General features: G+C 67.3%; 16 protein-coding genes. 7 read left to right on the top strand and 9 right to left on the bottom strand.

Going from position 1 to position 16,378, the window contains the following annotated elements; genetic code table 11:
• Positions 1–2: 2 nt before the first annotated feature.
• Positions 3–1,343 (bottom strand): glutamate--tRNA ligase, encoded by a 1,341-nt coding sequence (gene gltX, locus BMZ21_RS05585; RefSeq protein ID WP_091830730.1) that lies wholly within the window; start codon positions 1,341–1,343, stop codon positions 3–5.
• Between the two features lie 138 nt (positions 1,344–1,481).
• On the opposite strand from gltX, the gene BMZ21_RS05590 reads away from it, so the two are divergent.
• Positions 1,482–2,261 (top strand): peptidoglycan-binding domain-containing protein, encoded by a 780-nt coding sequence (locus BMZ21_RS05590; protein ID WP_091830732.1) that lies wholly within the window; start codon positions 1,482–1,484, stop codon positions 2,259–2,261.
• Here the strand turns inward: BMZ21_RS05590 and BMZ21_RS05595 are convergent.
• Together BMZ21_RS05595 and BMZ21_RS05600 are read right to left on the bottom strand one after the other, a co-directional pair.
• Positions 2,258–3,997 (bottom strand): NAD+ synthase, encoded by a 1,740-nt coding sequence (locus BMZ21_RS05595; RefSeq protein ID WP_091830734.1) that lies wholly within the window; start codon positions 3,995–3,997, stop codon positions 2,258–2,260. The two genes, BMZ21_RS05590 and BMZ21_RS05595, sit on opposite strands and share 4 nt — an antisense overlap.
• Before the next feature lie 78 nt (positions 3,998–4,075).
• Positions 4,076–4,369, bottom strand: coding sequence for a Dabb family protein (locus BMZ21_RS05600; RefSeq protein WP_091832278.1), 294 nt, complete (start codon positions 4,367–4,369; stop codon positions 4,076–4,078).
• Positions 4,370–4,531: 162 nt separating this feature from the next.
• Between BMZ21_RS05600 and BMZ21_RS05605 the strand changes: the two genes are divergently transcribed.
• Positions 4,532–5,404 carry an outer membrane protein gene (locus tag BMZ21_RS05605; protein WP_158673617.1) on the top strand — a complete coding sequence of 291 codons (873 nt, stop codon included), beginning with the start codon at positions 4,532–4,534 and terminating at the stop codon, positions 5,402–5,404.
• Positions 5,405–5,476: 72 nt separating this feature from the next.
• On the opposite strand, the gene BMZ21_RS05610 is transcribed toward BMZ21_RS05605, so the two are convergent.
• From BMZ21_RS05610 to BMZ21_RS05620, 3 genes are all read right to left on the bottom strand, one after another.
• A complete protein-coding gene (locus tag BMZ21_RS05610) occupies positions 5,477–6,862 on the bottom strand; it encodes a class II 3-deoxy-7-phosphoheptulonate synthase (protein WP_091830738.1) in 1,386 nt (461 codons plus the stop codon).
• 264 nt (positions 6,863–7,126) lie between these two features.
• The gene (locus BMZ21_RS05615) at positions 7,127–7,531 is read right to left on the bottom strand and encodes a type II toxin-antitoxin system VapC family toxin (protein ID WP_091830740.1); all 405 of its coding nucleotides are present in this window, start codon (positions 7,529–7,531) and stop codon (positions 7,127–7,129) included.
• On the bottom strand, positions 7,528–7,764 hold the full coding sequence (locus BMZ21_RS05620) for a type II toxin-antitoxin system VapB family antitoxin (RefSeq protein WP_167561543.1): 237 nt from the start codon (positions 7,762–7,764) through the stop codon (positions 7,528–7,530). The genes BMZ21_RS05615 and BMZ21_RS05620 overlap by 4 nt, the downstream gene beginning before the upstream one ends.
• Positions 7,765–8,006: 242 nt before the next feature.
• Between BMZ21_RS05620 and BMZ21_RS05625 the strand changes: the two genes are divergently transcribed.
• On the top strand, positions 8,007–9,044 hold the full coding sequence (locus BMZ21_RS05625) for an alpha/beta hydrolase (RefSeq protein WP_091830744.1): 1,038 nt from the start codon (positions 8,007–8,009) through the stop codon (positions 9,042–9,044).
• Here the strand turns inward: BMZ21_RS05625 and BMZ21_RS05630 are convergent.
• Complete coding sequence (locus BMZ21_RS05630) at positions 8,968–9,930, bottom strand: LysR substrate-binding domain-containing protein (RefSeq protein WP_483065111.1); 963 nt, start codon at positions 9,928–9,930, stop codon at positions 8,968–8,970. The two genes, BMZ21_RS05625 and BMZ21_RS05630, sit on opposite strands and share 77 nt — an antisense overlap.
• A gap of 107 nt (positions 9,931–10,037) precedes the next feature.
• Between BMZ21_RS05630 and BMZ21_RS05635 the strand changes: the two genes are divergently transcribed.
• Positions 10,038–10,253 carry a hypothetical protein gene (locus BMZ21_RS05635; protein WP_091830749.1) on the top strand — a complete coding sequence of 72 codons (216 nt, stop codon included), beginning with the start codon at positions 10,038–10,040 and terminating at the stop codon, positions 10,251–10,253.
• A gap of 6 nt (positions 10,254–10,259) precedes the next feature.
• On the opposite strand, the gene gor is transcribed toward BMZ21_RS05635, so the two are convergent.
• Positions 10,260–11,633: a glutathione-disulfide reductase gene (gene gor, locus BMZ21_RS05640; RefSeq protein ID WP_091830751.1), complete on the bottom strand. Its 1,374-nt coding sequence runs from the start codon at positions 11,631–11,633 to the stop codon at positions 10,260–10,262.
• Positions 11,626–12,927 (bottom strand): O-antigen ligase family protein, encoded by a 1,302-nt coding sequence (locus tag BMZ21_RS05645; RefSeq protein WP_091830753.1) that lies wholly within the window; start codon positions 12,925–12,927, stop codon positions 11,626–11,628. The genes gor and BMZ21_RS05645 overlap by 8 nt, the downstream gene beginning before the upstream one ends.
• A gap of 296 nt (positions 12,928–13,223) precedes the next feature.
• Here BMZ21_RS05645 and BMZ21_RS05650 point away from each other — a divergent pair, with 296 nt between their 5' ends.
• The 3 genes from BMZ21_RS05650 (at position 13,224) to BMZ21_RS05660 (ending at position 16,296) form a co-directional block, all read left to right on the top strand.
• Entirely contained in the window at positions 13,224–14,186 is a 963-nt protein-coding gene (locus BMZ21_RS05650) for a Bug family tripartite tricarboxylate transporter substrate binding protein (protein WP_091830755.1), read from the top strand.
• Between the two features lie 111 nt (positions 14,187–14,297).
• On the top strand, positions 14,298–14,777 hold the full coding sequence (locus BMZ21_RS05655; RefSeq protein WP_091830757.1) for a tripartite tricarboxylate transporter TctB family protein: 480 nt from the start codon (positions 14,298–14,300) through the stop codon (positions 14,775–14,777).
• Between the two features lie 19 nt (positions 14,778–14,796).
• Positions 14,797–16,296: a tripartite tricarboxylate transporter permease gene (locus tag BMZ21_RS05660; protein ID WP_091830759.1), complete on the top strand. Its 1,500-nt coding sequence runs from the start codon at positions 14,797–14,799 to the stop codon at positions 16,294–16,296.
• Positions 16,297–16,378 lie beyond the last annotated feature (82 nt).

The following is a 16,378-nucleotide window of genomic DNA, read 5'->3' on the forward strand; positions in this document are numbered from 1 at the left end:
GCCTACGCCGCTTCGCCTGCGAGTCGCTTCAGCGCCTTCTCGCGCCCGATCAGCGGCAGCAGCGCCGCGAGTTCCGGGCCATGATCGCGGCCGGTCAGCGCCTGGCGTAGCGGCATGAACAGCGCCTTGCCCTTTGCGCCGGTCTCAGCCGCCACGGCCTGCGTCCAGCTCTTCCAGGTCGTGTGATCGAACGGTTCCGCCGGCAGCAGCGAAGCCGCAGCCGCAGCGAATGACGGATCGGCAACCTGCGTCTCGATCGGCCCCTCGACGATCGTCCACCAGTCCCTGGCGTCCGACAGCCGGGCGAGATTGCCGCGCACGGCGAGCCAGAACGGCTCGCTGGCGGGAATGCCGAGATCTTTCAGCCGCTCCTCGACGGTGGCGAAGTCGAGCTGGTGCAGGGTGCGGGCGGACAGCGTCTCCAGCTCGTGCTCGTCGAACTTGGCCGGCGCACGCGAGACATGGGCGAGATCCACCAGCCCGGCGAGTTCGTCGAGGCTCGACACCGGCCGAACCGCCTCCGACGAGCCTGTGAGCACCGCGAGCGCCGCCACCGCCAGCGATTCGATGCCGGATTCGCGCAGGCCCCGCAGCGAGAGATGGCCGAGGCGCTTCGACAGCCCCTCGCCGCTCGCGGTGGTCAGCAGGTTGTGATGGCCGAAGGCCGGCAGCGCCCCGCCCAATGCCTGCATGATCTGGATCTGCACGGCGGTGTTGGTGACGTGGTCCTCGCCGCGGATGACATGGGTGATGCCCATGTCGAGATCGTCGACGACCGAGGGCAGCGTATAGGGATAGGTGCCGTCCTCGCGCACGAGCACGGGATCGGAGAGCGAGGCGCAGTCGACATGCGAGGGGCCGCGGACGAGATCGTCCCAGCCGACCTCCTCCCAGTCGAGCAGAAAGCGCCAATGCGGCTTGCGGCCTTCCGCTTCGAGCCTGGCGCGCTCCTCGGCCGTCAGCTTCAGGCCGGTGCGGTCGTAGACGGGGGGCAGACCGCGGGCGAGCTGGCGCTTGCGCTTGCGATCGAGCTCGTCGGCGCTCTCATAGCAGGGGTAGAGGCGCCCGGCGGCGCGCAGCTTGTCTGCCGCGCCATCGTAGAGCGCGATCCGTTCAGACTGCTTGACGCTGGCGTCGGGAACGACGCCGAGCCAGGCAAGGTCCTCGGCGATGGCGTCAGCGAATTCCGGCTTCGAGCGCGCCTGGTCGGTATCGTCATAGCGCAGCAGGAAGCGCCCGACATGCCGCTTGGCGAACAGCCAGTTGAACATCAGCGAGCGGGCATTGCCGATGTGGAGATAGCCGGTCGGCGACGGGGCGGTGCGGACGAAAGGAGTGGTCATGACCGGCCGCTTGTCGCGCGGGAACGGCGCGAGGGCAAGGGCATCGCAGAAGCTGGGCTGAAGGAGATCGACAAGCGCTCGGATTGACGCAAGGTTAGATGGCGACGGGGATGTCGATCTCTGCGCTGGGAGGCGAGGATGAGCATCACGGCTTCAGTCGGTCTGGGAGGCAAGAACACCGTTGTGGATACGCGCCTGATCCAGGCGAGCATCAACCCGCATTTCAAGGCGCTGGGCATCGATCTGCTTGAGGTCGACGGCAAATGCGGACCGCTCACCCGGGGCGCGATCAAGCGCTACCAGCAGGTCTTCCTCAAGATGACGAGCCCGGATTCGCGCGTCGACCCGGGCGGCAAGACTGTCCTGCACATGGCCAATAATCCGGCGCCGGCGGACGTGGTGGTCAGCGCCTCGCGCCTGCCGATCAAGCTCAAGGCCAGCGACTTCCTGCAGGTGCCGGTGGTGATGGACCCGGCCGACGGGACGGTGCAGGACGCCTACACCGCCTTCGAATACGAGATTTTCGACAAGGGCGCCCGCATGGTCGGGACCGATTTTGCCTTCGGAGTGCCCAATGACATCGAAGTCTGGCCGAATGCGCAGGTCCGGATCGGCGTGACGCTGGACCCGGGCCTGCTCGCTCACGAACAGTTCCACTACGATGTCGGCTTCGTCGTCTGCCGCGCGCTGGCGCACCAGCTCACCATCGCGCGCGCTCCGACGATCGGCGGGCTGATCACGCAGCTCAACAGCCTCGTCGACCTGCACATCAAGCGCCGCGTCAAGCTGATCCAGCGCCGTTACGACGTCGACACCCAGCATGGCGCCAATGCCAAATACCAGCGCATCTGGCTCGACCGGATGACGGCCTGCATCGCCAATCCGACAGCGAACCAGATCGGCGGGTTCTGGCTCTAGAAATCGAAGCTCTCAGCCCCGGCCTTGCCGACGCCCTTGACCAGTGACCGGTCCGGCTCATGCGCCGGCTCGCCGGGATCGCGGAAGCGGTTGACGATCGGGTAGCGCCGGTCGCGGCCGAAGTTCTTGCGGGTGACCTTGACGCCCGGCGCAGCCTGCCGGCGCTTGTACTCGGCGAGATAGAGCAGCCGCTCGACCTTCTGGACCGTCTCGAGGTCGTGGCCGCGGGCGACGATGTCGGACAGGCGCATCTCGTGCTCGATCAGGCAGGCGAGGATGTCGTCGAGCACGTCATAGGGCGGCAGCGAATCCTGATCTTTCTGGTTCTCGCGCAGCTCCGCCGAGGGCGGCTTGACGATGATGTTCTCGGGAATCACCTCGCCGTCCGGCCCGAGCGCGCCCGCCGGCTTCCAGCGATTGCGCAAGGCGCTCAGCCTGAAGACCTCGGTCTTGTAGAGGTCCTTGATCGGGTTGTAGCCGCCGTTCATGTCGCCATAGAGCGTGGCGTAGCCGCAGGACATCTCCGACTTGTTGCCGGTCGTCACCACCATCGGCCCGAACTTGTTCGAGATCGACATCAGCAGCGTGCCGCGCACCCGGCTCTGAAGGTTCTCCTCGGTGATGCCGCGATTGGTGCCGGCGAAGAGCTCGGCCAGCGCCGCCTCGAAACCCTCAACGGGATCGGCGATCGGCACGATCTCATAGCGTACGCCAAGCGCGTCGGCGCATGTCTTGGCGTCGTCGAGGCTCTCCTGCGAGGTGAAGCGATAGGGCATCATCACGCAGCGCACGCGCTCGGCGCCCAGCGCATCGACCGCCATGGCGGCGCAGATCGCGGAGTCGATGCCGCCGGAGAGGCCGAGCACGACGCCAGGAAAGCGGTTCTTCTCGACATAGTCGCGCAGGCCCAGCACGCACGCGGCGTAGTCGGCCTCGTCGCCGGCCTCGACCGGGGCGACCTCGCCCGGCAGGCAGCGCCAGCCATCGGGCCCGCGCTCCCAATCCGTGATGCGGATGGCTTCGCGGAAGGCTGGAAGCTGGTGGGCAAAGCTGCGGTCGGCATTGAGGACGAAGGAGGCGCCCTCGAAGACGAGCTCGTCCTGGCCGCCGAGCTGGTTGAGATAGACCATGGGCAGGCCGCTCTCGACGACGCGGGCGACGGCGACGTTGAGCCGCTCCTCGATCACGCCGCGACGGAAGGGCGAGCCATTCGGGACCAGCAGGATCTCGCCGCCGGTCTCGGCGATGCACTCGACGACCTCCTCGCCCCAGATGTCCTCGCAGATCGGAATGCCCAGGCGGACATGGTTGCGGAAGACGACCGGGCCGGGCAGCGGCCCCGGCTCGAACACGCGCTTCTCGTCGAAGACGCCGTAATTGGGCAGATCGACCTTGAAGCGCACCGACTGGATCAGGCCGCCGTCGAGCAGCGCATAGGCGTTGTAGAGCTTGCCGTCCTCGAGCCAGGGCAGTCCGACGAGCACGGCCGGGCCGCCATCGGCAGTCTCGCGGGCGAGGTCTTCGCAGGCCTTGCGGCAGGCGTCCTGGAAGGCCGGCTTCAGCACCAGGTCCTCCGGCGGATAGGCCGAGAGGAAGAGCTCCGGGAACATCACGAGCTCGGCGCCGCCGGCAGCCGCCTCGCGGCGGGCGGCGCGCACCTTCTGCGCATTGCCGGCGACGTCGCCGACGATCGGGTTGAGCTGGGCGAGCGCCAGGCGGAGAGAGGTTGCGGTCATGCTCTGGATGTAGCTTGCGGCCCGCGCGCCAGCAACGGGCCGGCGTCCTGCCCGCCCCTGCGTTTTCGCAAGGTCGGGTCAGCTCAGCGCCGAGCGGAAATCGGCGGACCAGCGCCGTTCGCGCAAGGGGCGCACGACCTGCGTCGTCTCGTCGTAGATCGGATTTGCCTTCCAGGCGGTGAGCGCGGCCTCGTCGGCGCACTCGCCGTAGACGACGATGTCGGCGGCATCGCCGATCGGATCGATCCTGGCGTTGGCAGCGACCTCGAAGGCGAGCGCATGCGGGATTTCGCACAGCCGGTTCAGCAGGCGCCTGGTCCTGTCGAAATCCTCGGCGTGCTTGACCGTCAAGAAAGCGATATGCCGGATCATCCGTGCTCCTCCGGCTACCCTGCCCGGCCTTCGACGCGGGCGATCTCTTCAGAAGCCGGCGGGATCGGCAGTCGCATTAACCCGACATTAGGGTTAACCGCGCATGAATCGTCTCCGGGCCGTTGCAACTGCTGCTTCGGCCGCTGCTCGGAGAGACACGCGATGCGTGCTGCATCAATCGCCGCCCTCGCCCCCGTCGTCGCGATGGCCTGCACGCTGGCGCTGCCGCAGGCGGCGCTGGGCGCCGACTATCTCAGGGGCTCGCAGATCGAGCAGCCAGTGGAAGCACCGCCGATGTTCGGCGGAGGCCGCTTCGACTGGTCCGGCTTCTATTTCGGCGGCGGCGCGGGCGTGAGCGAGACCAAGTTCAAGCCGGGCGAAGGCCTGCGCGCCCTGGCGAATTCCGCCTTCCGCAACACCGATCTCGTCGCCGAACGCGACATGGGCTCGTTCATCAACGACCTGCCGGACAAGCGCGACAGCGGCACGCAGTTCTTCGGCATCGCCGGCTACAATTATCTCTTCGACGATGTCGTCCTCGGCCTCGAGGCGGACTACACCCGCTCGGGACACGAATACCGGGTGACCGACTACATCTCCCGGCGCAGCACCATGTCGAGCGGCCGCGTCTATGATTGGGCGATGGCGACCGACCAGGCGGCCAAGCTCAACGACTATGCCACGCTGCGCCTGCGCATGGGCTGGGCCTATGGCCGGATCATGCCTTTCGCGACGATCGGCGCGGCGCTCGGCCGTTTCAACACGACCTCGACGATCGACGCAGATATCCTGATCGTCAACAATGCCAACCAAGCCAATGAAACCCGCAATCGCGCCGACGGTTATCCGCTGCGCGTCGGGAGCATCCGCAAGAACACCTACGCCTTCGGCCTGTCCGGCGGCGTCGGCGTCGACTGGGCCCTGACCGACAATCTGTTCCTGCGGGCCGAGTACCAGATCGTCCGCTTCGCCGAGGTCGAGGGCACGACGACGACGGTCAACACCGGCCGCATCGCCGCCGCGCTGAAGTTCTGACGACCGCGATCCTCCAAACGGCAAGGGCCGCAGCGCTGCTGCGGCCCTGTTTCTTTGGCGGTGCTGCCGGGATCACTCGGCCGCTTCGACCTCGGGCCGGGCCCGGCCGGCGCGCTCGCGCTTGACCAGCTCGGCGACGAGGAAGGCGAGCTCCAGCGCCTGCTCGGCATTGAGGCGCGGATCGCAGACCGTGTGGTAGCGGTCGTTGAGATCGGCGTCGGTCATGCCGCGGGCGCCCCCGGTGCACTCGGTGACGTTCTTGCCGGTCATCTCGAGATGCAGGCCGCCGGCATGCGTGCCTTCAGCCTGATGGACGGCGAAGAAGTTCTTCACCTCGGTCAGGATCAGGTCGAACGGCCGGGTCTTGTAGCCGCTCGCCGCCTTGACCGTGTTGCCGTGCATCGGATCGCAGGACCAGACGACGTTGCGCCCTTCCCGCTTGGTGGCGCGCACCAGAGCCGGCAGGTGGTCGAAGACCTTGTCGGCGCCGAAGCGGCCGATCAGGACGAGGCGGCCGGCCTGGTTCTGCGGATCGAGCGCGTCGATCAGCTTGAGCAGCTCGTCCGGCTTGAGCGACGGGCCGCATTTCAGGCCGATCGGGTTCTTGATGCCGCGGAAGTATTCGACATGGGCGTGGTCGAGCTGGCGGGTGCGGTCACCGATCCAGACCATGTGGCCGGAGGTGGCGTACCAGTCGCCGGTGGTCGAGTCGACGCGGGTCAGCGCCTGCTCGTAGCCGAGCAGCAGCGCCTCGTGGCTGGTGTAGAAATCCGTCGTGCGCATCTCGGGATGCGTCTCGGGATCGACGCCGATGGCGCGCATGAAGTCGAGCGACTCGGTGATACGGTCGCCCAGCTCCTGGTAGCGATGCGACTGAGGGCTGTCCTTGACGAAGCCGAGCATCCAGCGATGCGCGTTGTCGAGATTGGCGTAGCCGCCGGTGGCGAAGGCGCGGATCAGGTTGAGCGTCGCCGCCGACTGCCGGTAAGCCTCGATCTGCCGGCGCGGGTCGGGAATCCGCGACTCCGCCGTGAACTCGTTGTCGTTGATGATGTCGCCCTTGTAGCTCGGCAGTTCGACATCGCCGATCTTCTCGTTCGGCGCCGAGCGCGGCTTGGCGAACTGGCCGGCGATGCGGCCGACTTTCACCACCGGCGAGCCACCGGCGAAGGTCAGCACCACCGCCATCTGCAGGAAAAGCCGGAAGAAATCACGGATGTTGTCGGCCGAATGCTCGGCGAAACTCTCAGCGCAATCGCCGCCCTGAAGCAGGAAGGCCTCGCCGGCCGCGACCTTGCTCAACGCCCGCTTGAGCTTGCGCGCCTCGCCCGCAAAAACCAGCGGCGGAAAGCCGGCGAGCTGCTGCTCGACCGCCTTCAAGGCTGCCTGATCCGGATATTCCGGCATCTGCTGGACGGGCTTTGCCCTCCAGCTCTCGGGCGTCCACCGCTCGGACATGGGTCTTGCTCCTGATTTCACGCATCGCGCCTGCGTTAACCTCATCTTGGCGCGAACGGCGGCCTATACACCCGCAAGCTGCCTCTGGCCACCGTTACGGCAAGGACGAGAGGCCGCGGCCCGAAAGCACGAATCCCGTCAAGCGCTTGGCATGGTCGGCTGTCAAACGGATTCCAGGCGTTAAGACGCCGATTCAAGACCCTGCACTAGCGATTCAGCCGGCTCAGATTTTGAATCATGCGAAGCGGCGGCCACGCTTTACGTTCAGGCCGGCGTGACGTCGGTCCGGCCGAAATCGTCACCCTTGAACAGCAGAGCGGCACGAAGATACTTCGCCGTCGCATAGGAGAAGCAGTCGCCGAGATTGAGGATGCCGGGATAGCCAGGACCGATACCGTAGCGGTCGGCGGCCTCGATGGCGAGAGCGGTGATCCCCATATCGGGCGCGACGGGCTCGATGCCAGCCGTCTGCACAAACTCTTGAACGAGAGCCAGACCTCTCGTTCGCGCCACCGCCTTTCTCCGTGCGACCGCGCAAGCAGCTTCCCAGATCGTCACGGCCGAGGCGAAACGCATCGTCTCGTACGTGTCGAGCCGCTCCGACAGCATCGAAGCGTCGGCCTCCTCCAGCATGATGGAGACGATCGCGGACGCATCGAGGACGATCACCGCCGTTCGCCGCTCAGCTCGTCATAGAAATCCCTGTCGGGCGCCGGCCCACTGTCCGGCAAGGCTCGCAACTTCTCGTGGAGTGGCCGGAGCTTTTCCCACAGCGTCGGCCCCGCCGCGTCCCGCTCGGCCTTCTCCTTCAGCGCCCGGTGGATGATCTCGGTCACCCCCGTGCCGTGGCGCCGAGCGAGATCACGCGCCAACATCTCGACGGCATCGTTCTTGATGCTCAACCCCATACCCATCCGGGCTGACAGCCCGCCTCATTCTAGAACCGCAGCCAAGCTTTCTAGAATTTAGGCTTCACCCTTCTGCCCTGCAAGTCGCAATCATGCTCTATTTGATCCGCTAACCGCATCAATCTCCCCGGCATTTGCATTTCACACCTGGCGGCAAAGGCCATTGTCTGCCTCGCGCGGCGTGTCCGAAGATGGCCGTGCAATCAACAACGCCGGTCGCGGCGATGGGAGGAACCATGAGACGTCACATTCTGGCGGCCGCTTTCGGCCTGGCCTGCGGCCTCGGTGCAGCGCAGGCCCAGCAGGTGCAGGAGCCGATCACGCTGCGCGGCATGGGCTCCTTCCATGTCGGCGGCAAGCTGGTCGAGATCTCGGGCCGGCCGGTCAAGGACGTGGTGTTCACTCCCGGCGGCACGCCCGCCCGCGTCGACCCGAACGGCACCTACCAGACCGGGCAGATGTATGTGCAGTACTTCCTGCCGCAGAACGAGAAGGGCTCCGTCCCGCTCCTGCTCTGGCATGGCGGCGGCATGACCGGCGTCAATTACGAGACGACGCCGGACGGCCGTCAGGGCTGGCTCGAATTCTTCCTGCGCAAGGGCTGGTCGGTCTACAATTCCGACGCGGTCGAGCGCGGACGCTCGAGCTGGGCGATGTACCCCGACGTCATCCCCGGCGAGCCTCTGTTCCTGACCACGGCGAACCCGTTCGAGCGCTTCCGCATCGGCGCAGGCGGCGGCTACGACGCCGACCCGGCCAAGCGCAAATACCTGCCGGGCAGCCAGTTCCCGGCCGAGGGCTACGACAATTTCGTCAAGCAGATCGTGCCGCGCTGGACCTCGACCGACCAGATGATCATCGACGCCTATATCGCCGAGGTCGACAAGGTCTGCCCCTGCGTGATCTCGTTCCACAGCCAGTCCGGCCAGTTCGGCTTCAAGGTGGCGCAGGCACGGCCCGACAAGGTCAAGGCGCTGATCGCGGTCGAGCCTGCCGGCATCGGCGATCCGGCCAAGGCGGCGGCGCTGAAGGACATCCCGGTGCTGATGGTCTTCGGCGACTATATCGAGCAGGACGCGCGCTGGCCGACCATCCGCAAGACCGCGACCGATTTCGGCGACAAGATCACCGCGGCCGGTGGCTCGGTCGATGTCGTCAACCTGCCCGCCGTCGGCATCACCGGCAACTCGCACATGCTCATGATGGACAAGAATAATCTGGATGTCGCGCAGCTGATCCAGGACTGGCTGGCGAAGAAGGGGCTGACGAAATAGGCGCGGGCTCGCGCGCCTGCTCCAGCAGCCAGTCGCGGAACAGGCTGATCTTGCGCGCGGTCCGGCGCCTTGCCGGGTAGGTCAGCCAGTAGTCGTAGCCGCCGGGAAGCATCAGGTCGAAGGGCTGGACCAGCAGCCCTTCGCAAAGCTCGCGCCGGAAGAAGATCGGCGAGCACATGGCCGCGCCATTGCCGGCGAGCGCGGCCGTGACTTCAAGCTGCTGTACGGCGAGGTCGAAGCCCGCCTCCACCGGGGTCGCCTCGGAATTGACCCCCGCGGCAGCGAACCAGCGATCCCACGCCTCGGTCTTGCCGATGCGCTTCACGTGCAAAAGGTCCGAGGGTTGCGGAGGCCGGCCAAGATCGCGGAACAGATTCGGCCCGCACAGCGGCGTGAACTCGCTCTTCATCACCCAGTGCGCCTCCAGCCCCGGCCATTGGCCGCTGCCGCGCCGGATGGCTACGTCGCAGTCGTCGGCCTGCGGGTCACTGAGTCCGACCTTCGTGGTCATCCGCACCGCCAGCCCCGGATTGGCGCATTGGAACAGGCCTAGGCGCGGCACCAGCCAATTCGACGCGATGGTCGGCAGCGCCTGGATCGAGAGCACGCCTTCCGCCGTCTGCGTGACCGCGGCAAAGGCCGCGCGCAGGCCGTCAAAGGAATCCATCACCGACGACGCAAGGCGCTCGCCCGCCTCGGTCAAGACGACGCGTCGCGCCTGGCGCTGGAACAGCGGCAGGCCGAGCCGCTCCTCCAGCAGCTTGATCTGATAGCTCACCGCAGCCTGCGTCATGCCGAGCTCGGCCGCGGCGCGGGTGAAGCTGCCATGGCGCGCCGCCGCCTCGAAAGCGCGGATCGCGCTGAGCGGCGGCAGGCCCGTCGCCAGATCATTCATCAGCTGACCTTATGTATGTCGCGTCGAATCCAGTTTGTCCGCAAGGCCGATCGAGAGCATCCCTTGGCGCAATCGACATCCACCTCGGGAGCCGCATCATGTCGGCCGAAGTCAGCAGAAATAATGGATATGTCAGCCTGATGCCAGCGCTGCGTGCGGTTCTCGCGCGCATTCGCCGGTTCCAGCGCAATCGCGTGGTCGCACTCGACGACCGCCTCGACCAGGAGGGCCTCAGCACCCATATGGCGCGCGACATCGGGCTCAGTGACGCAAGCCTGATTTATGACAGCCGCCGCTCCGATCGCGGCGGCTGATGCCCGTCAGAGAGCGCTCTTGCGCGGCGTGCGCATGGTGACGAGTTCTTCGGCCGCGCTCGGGTGCAAGGCGACGGTGCGGTCGAAATCGGCCTTGGTCGCGCCCATGGTGACGGCGATCGCCACCGACTGGATGATCTCGCCGGCATCGTGGCCGAGGATGTGGACGCCGAGCACCTTGTCGGTCTCCGCGTCGACGACCAGCTTCATGTAGATGCGCTCGTCGCGGCCGGAGATGGTCGCCTTCATCGGCCGGAAGCCGGTCTCGAAGATGCGCAGCTCGCGGCCTGTCGCCAGCGCCTGCTGCTCGGTGAGGCCGACGCTGCCGAGCTCCGGCGTCGTGAACACGGCGGAGGCGACGAGGGCGTGATCGACCGTCCACGGCTTGCCGCCAAAGGTCGAGTCGGCGAAGGCATGGCCCTCGCGGATCGCCACCGGGGTCAGGTTGACGCGATCGGTGACGTCGCCCACAGCCGCGATCGACCGGACATTGGAGAGCGAGCCGGCATCGACCAGGACCTGGCCGATCGGGCCGAGCTTGACGCCGGCGGCTTCGAGGCCAAGCCCAGCCGTGTTCGGGCGGCGGCCGGTCGCGACCAGCACGACATCGGCATCGATCGGCGCGCCATGGGCGCAATGGGCCCGGCGCGTGCCATCCGGCAGCAATTCGATGCGATCGACCGTGCAGCCGAGGCGCAAGGTGATGCCGGCATGGCCGAGCGCATCGCGCAGCCGGGTGCGCAAATCCTCGTCGAAGCCGCGCAGGACATTGTCGCCGCGATGCAGCAGCGTGACGGCGACACCGAGCCGGGCAAAGACGCTGGCGAATTCGAGCGCGATATAGCCGCCGCCGATAACCAGCATGCGCCCGGGCAGGCTCGGCAGATGGAAGACCTCGTTCGAGGAGATGCCGAGCTCGCCGCCAGGGATCGGCGGATCGAAGGCGGGATGGCCGCCAGTCGCAACAAGGATGTGGCGGGCCCGGATCGTCTGACCGCTCTTTAGCAGCCTGACCTCGTGCGGCGCGGTGACGACTGCGCGCTCCTCGCGGATTTCGACGCCGGCGCCGTCCAGGCCCTTGCGATAGAGGCCGGAGAGCCGCGTCACCTCTCCGGCGACGGCATCGCGCAGGGTCGGCCAGTCGAACTCCGGCTTGCCGACGCTCCAGCCGAAGCCGGTGGCGTCCTCGAACTCGTCGGCGAAGCGGCTGGCATAGACGAAGAGCTTCTTGGGCACGCAGCCGCGGATGACGCAGGTGCCGCCGATGCGGTCCTCCTCGGCGATCATCACGCGGGCACCATGGCCTGCGGCGATGCGGGCGGCGCGCGTGCCACCCGAACCGGCTCCGATGACGAAGAGGTCGACGTCGAACTCAGCCATGATCATCCCCCCGCCGCGAGGCGGCATCTGTCCCAAACCAGAGAATGGCAGCGCCGAGCGCGGCGATCCACCAGCCCTGCCAGGCGCCATGCCCGACAACGGCGATCGAGAAGGCCGCGGTGAACAGGGCCAAGCGCGGCGCCAGCTCGGCCGGCGGCAGGCGCCGCAGTCGCGCGAGCAGCAGCAGCCCGGCGAGCGTCAGCACCCCCGCCCCGATCACGCCGGTTTCGGCCCAGGCCTGCAGCGGCATATCGTGCGGATGGCCGACACCCAGCAGCTCCCGCTCCGCAGCGGGAACCTCAGCCGCGACGGGGTGCTCACGCATGACGGCGGACGTACCGAAGCCGGTGCCGGCAACCGGGCGGACCCAGACGACCTCGCCGAAGCTCTGCCAGATGTCGATGCGCGCCTGTCCGGTCATGCTATTGAAGCGATCGAGGATCATGGAAGGCAGCCAGCGCTGCGCCGTCACGCCCAGCACGGGAGCGAGCGCCATGGTGGTAACGAAGGCGAGCGCCACCGCCGTCAGCGCAAAGCGCGGGGCGAGCGCGGCGCAAGCCCAGCACAGCACCAGGACCGCGAGGCCGAGCCGCACCGAGGCGCTCTCTGAACGAACGGCGAAGACGGCGACCACAACCGCGAGCAGCACGGCCAGCAGCCGGTCTGACCAATGAGCGCCCGGTCGCGACCAGAGCGCGTAGACCGTCGGCACTGCGAGGAGGAAGCAGGTGATCGCCGGACGATTGAAGACGAAGGCCATCATCTTGCCGGTGCCCAGCGCGGCACGCTGCGAGAGGCCCGAGGCGAGCTCGATCATCGAAAGGATGGCCGCAGCGAGGATCATCAGGGCGAGCGCGCGTAGGAACAGCGGCGTCGGCCGCCATTGCCCGGAGGTCGCGATCGCCAGCGCGAACACGATCGGCAGGACCAATTCCGCCCAGGCCTGCAGGGAGACGGAGGCTTTGTTGCTCCAGCCGATCGAAACCAGCGCCCAGGCGAGGAATGCGGCGATCGCCAGGGCCAAAGGCGTGGCCAACAGGGCACGCAGGCGGGCGATGCTCGCCGCGGCCGGCTCGGCCAGCAGTCCCGCCCCCAGGAAAGCCGCGGCGGCAAGGCCCAGCATCAGCGGAGCCGAGCGGTTCGCCAGCCACATGGCGAGCGGCAGCAAGACCAGGCAGACCACACCGGCGATACGAAGAGCCCGAACCGCCGCGGGCTCGCTCGCCCGTGCCGACGGAGCATCGCGCAGAGCATTCGAGGCAGTCGAGCTGGCTGACGGAAAGATCTGACTCATGCGCTGCGGCTTACGCGATGCGGGAAGTGTCGCCTAGAGGCAGAAGGGAAGCCGGACATGCTCCGAACGAGATCGTCCGAACCCGTCCCGAGCTGGTCCAGCCCCACCAGGACCTACGACCTTAGGCGATCTCACCAGCTGCCTCTCGTCGAATTTTCCTGCGTGCACACGCCCCGGAAGCGAAACATCTTGACTTGTGATTATGCAATCAGGCGCAATTGATCCGTGGTCCGATGCGGTGCCACAGGGCGAGCGTCGACAATCGGCGTGCCAAACACGCCACTCGGGAGGTAACAATGCTCACGTCCTTCTTCAAGCGCGGGGCCGTGGCCGCCGTCGCCCTCGCCGGCCTCACCACGGCCGCCTTCGCGCAGATGGAACTGAAGATCATGGCCCCGGCCGCGCCCGGCGGCGGCTGGGACGGCACGGCGCGCTCGATGCAGCAGGCGCTGATGGCTGCAGGCATCTCCAAGAGCGTCCAGGTCAACAACGTCACCGGCGCCGGCGGCACGATCGGCCTCGCCCAGCTCATCGGCGCCAAGGGCGACGGCCACCAGCTGATGGTCAACGGCTTCGTCATGGTCGGCGCCATCCTGCTCAACAAGTCGCCGGTGAACCTGACCCAGGTGACACCGATCGCGCGCCTGACCGCCGAAGCAGAGGTCATCGTCGTTCCGACCGATTCCCCGCTGAAGTCGGCGAAGGACCTCGCCGAGCGCCTCAAGGCCGACCCGGCCAAGGTGACCTGGGCCGGCGGCTCGGCCGGTGGCACCGACCACATCCTGGCGGCTCTGTTCGCCCAGGCTGTCGGCGCAGACGCCAAGAAGATCAACTACATCCCGTTCTCGGGCGGCGGCGAGGCGCTGGCCGCGATGCTCGGCGGGCGCGTCACCGCCGGCGTCTCCGGCTATGGCGAGTTCGAAGGCCAGATCAAGGCCGGCAAGCTGCGCGTGCTCGCCGTCTCCTCGGCCAAGCGCCTCGACAATGCGCCGGACGCGCCGACGCTGAAGGAGCAGGGCATCGATCTCGAGCTGCTGAACTGGCGCTCGGTCGTCGCCCCTCCGGGCCTGTCGGCCGACCAGACCAAGGCGCTGATCGACGCGACCGAGAAGATGGTCAAGTCGAAGGAGTGGCAGGACATTCTCAAGGCCCGCGGCTGGGACGACGCCTATCTCGCCGGCCCGGCGTTCGACAGCTTCCTGAAGGAAGAGATCGCCCGCGTCTCCAAGGTCATGACCGAGGTCGGCCTGGTCAAGTGAGCCGGCCACGGCACAGCTGAGTGCGGGGCCGGGAAACCGGCCCCCTTTTTTCCTCTCGTTACCACTCGCCCTCCCCGGCTCCGGACATGCCGGGCAACGACGGATCATCCGATGAGCCAGGAGCCTCTCGCGCACCGACCGGACAAACCGGCCCTCCTGGTCGGCGTGCTGCTGCTCGCCGTCGCGGCGATCGTCGGCCATGACGCCTCCACCCAGACGATCACCTCGAATTACGGCCTTGGGCCGACGGCGATGCCCTATGTGATCTGCGGAGGGCTCGTGCTTCTCGGTCTGGCGCATCTGTTCGTCGCCTTCCGGGAGGGCCTGCCCAAGCCGGAAGCGGCCGACAAGAGCGCCCTGCTCTGGATCGCGGCGGGCCTTGTCGGCCTGATCGCCTCGATCGGCCTCGGCGGCGGCTTCGTGCTGGCGACCACGCTGATCTTCGCCTGCACCGCCCGCGGCTTCGGCCGCCGCGCCTTCCTCGTCGATGCGGCCATCGGCTTCGTGCTCGGGCTCATCATTTTCCTGGTCTTCGCCAAGCTCCTGACGCTGATCCTGCCGTCAGGGCCGTTCGAGCAGCTCTTCCTCTGACGCCGAAGGCGGGTCAATCATGGACACTCTCCTCTCCCTGCTGAACGGCTTTTCCGTCGCTCTCGCGCCCTCGAAGCTGCTGTTCTGCCTGGTCGGCGTCTTCCTCGGCACCGCCGTCGGCGTGCTCCCCGGCATTGGCCCGGCGCTGACTGTCGCGCTGCTGCTGCCGGTCACCTTCAAGCTCGACCCCGCCGGCTCGCTGATCATGTTCGCCGGCATCTATTATGGCGGCATGTATGGCGGCTCGACCACGGCGATCCTGCTCAACGCCCCGGGCGAGAGCGCCTCGCTCGCGACCGCGCTCGAAGGCTCGAAGATGGCGAAGGCCGGCCGCGGCGGTCCGGCGCTCGCAACGTCGGCGATCGGCTCCTTCGTCGCCGGCCTGATCGCCACGATCGGCCTCGCCTTCCTGGCGCCCTGGCTGGTCGAGGTCGCGGTCAAATTCGGGCCTTGGGACTATTTCGCGCTGATGATCGTCGCCTTCGTCACGGTATCGGCGACCTTCGGCGACTCGCCCCTGCGCGGCCTGACCAGCCTGTTCCTCGGCATCACGCTCGGCCTGGTCGGCATCGACAAGCTGACCGGCCAGGCGCGCCTGACCTTCGGCGTGCCGGAGCTGCTCAACGGCATCGAGGTGACGACGCTCGCCGTCGGCCTGTTCGCGGTCGGCGAAGCCTTCTACGTCGCCTCCAAGCGCCTCCGCGAGCCTGAGGAGATCATCCCGATCAAGGGGTCGCTCTGGATGAGCAAGGAGGACTGGAAGCGCTCCTGGGCGCCCTGGCTGCGCGGCACCGCCTTCGGCTTCCCGATCGGCGCGCTGCCGGCCGGCGGCGCCGAGGTGCCGACCTTCCTCAGCTATTCGACCGAGAAGAGGCTGTGCAAATACCCGGAGGAGTTCGGCAAGGGCGCGATCGAGGGCGTCGCCGGTCCCGAGGCCGCCAACAACGCCTCGGCCGCCGGCACGCTGGTGCCGCTCCTGACCCTCGGCCTGCCGACCTCGGCGACCGCCGCGATCATGCTCGCCGGCTTCCAGCAATACGGGCTCAACCCCGGCCCGCTGCTCTTCGCCGAGAAGCCCGACCTGGTCTGGGGCCTGATCGCCTCGCTCTTCGTCGCCAACGTCCTGCTGGTGATCCTGAACCTGCCGCTGATCGGGCTGTGGGTGAAGCTGCTCGCCGTGCCGCAGCCCTGGCTCTATGCCGGCATCCTGGTCTTCGCGACCATGGGCACGCTCGCGGTCAACGGCTCACCGGTCGAGCTCATGATGCTCTTCGCCTTCGGCTATCTCGGCTACCTGATGCGGCGCTACGACTATCCGGTCGCGCCGATGGTGGTCGGGCTGATCCTCGGGCCGATGGCGGAACAGCAATTGCGCCGAGCCCTGCAGATCAGCCTGGGCGACCCGATGATCCTGCTGGAGAACCCGATCTCGGCCACCCTGCTCGGCATCGCCTTCATCGCCCTCGTCGCGCCCTTCGTGATGAACGGGCTGAACAAGTTCAAGGCGGCAGAGGACTGACCTGCCAGCCGCAGCCGGGGCCGTACGCCTCGGCTGCGCGTGAACAAATATGGCGCGACTGTGTTCTTCTCGTTACCGGGCC

This window comes from Allobosea lupini (assembly GCF_900109525.1).
Classification (GTDB): Bacteria; Pseudomonadota; Alphaproteobacteria; order Rhizobiales; family Beijerinckiaceae; genus Allobosea; species Allobosea lupini.

Excerpts from the sequence above, each read along its gene's own strand:
- BMZ21_RS05625 (WP_091830744.1), top strand. The coding sequence starts at position 8,007 with ATGAGACGTCACATTCTGGCGGCCGCTTTCGGCCTGGCCTGCGGCCTC.
- BMZ21_RS05635 (WP_091830749.1), top strand. The coding sequence starts at position 10,038 with ATGTCGGCCGAAGTCAGCAGAAATAATGGATATGTCAGCCTGATGCCA.
- BMZ21_RS05600 (WP_091832278.1), bottom strand. The coding sequence starts at position 4,369 with ATGATCCGGCATATCGCTTTCTTGACGGTCAAGCACGCCGAGGATTTC.
- BMZ21_RS05645 (WP_091830753.1), bottom strand. The coding sequence starts at position 12,927 with ATGAGTCAGATCTTTCCGTCAGCCAGCTCGACTGCCTCGAATGCTCTG.
- BMZ21_RS05605 (WP_158673617.1), top strand. The coding sequence starts at position 4,532 with ATGCGTGCTGCATCAATCGCCGCCCTCGCCCCCGTCGTCGCGATGGCC.
- gor (WP_091830751.1), bottom strand. The coding sequence starts at position 11,633 with ATGGCTGAGTTCGACGTCGACCTCTTCGTCATCGGAGCCGGTTCGGGT.
- BMZ21_RS05590 (WP_091830732.1), top strand. The coding sequence starts at position 1,482 with ATGAGCATCACGGCTTCAGTCGGTCTGGGAGGCAAGAACACCGTTGTG.
- BMZ21_RS05610 (WP_091830738.1), bottom strand. The coding sequence starts at position 6,862 with ATGTCCGAGCGGTGGACGCCCGAGAGCTGGAGGGCAAAGCCCGTCCAG.
- gltX (WP_091830730.1), bottom strand. The coding sequence starts at position 1,343 with ATGACCACTCCTTTCGTCCGCACCGCCCCGTCGCCGACCGGCTATCTC.
- BMZ21_RS05595 (WP_091830734.1), bottom strand. The coding sequence starts at position 3,997 with ATGACCGCAACCTCTCTCCGCCTGGCGCTCGCCCAGCTCAACCCGATC.
- BMZ21_RS05650 (WP_091830755.1), top strand. The coding sequence starts at position 13,224 with ATGCTCACGTCCTTCTTCAAGCGCGGGGCCGTGGCCGCCGTCGCCCTC.
- BMZ21_RS05655 (WP_091830757.1), top strand. The coding sequence starts at position 14,298 with ATGAGCCAGGAGCCTCTCGCGCACCGACCGGACAAACCGGCCCTCCTG.
- BMZ21_RS05660 (WP_091830759.1), top strand. The coding sequence starts at position 14,797 with ATGGACACTCTCCTCTCCCTGCTGAACGGCTTTTCCGTCGCTCTCGCG.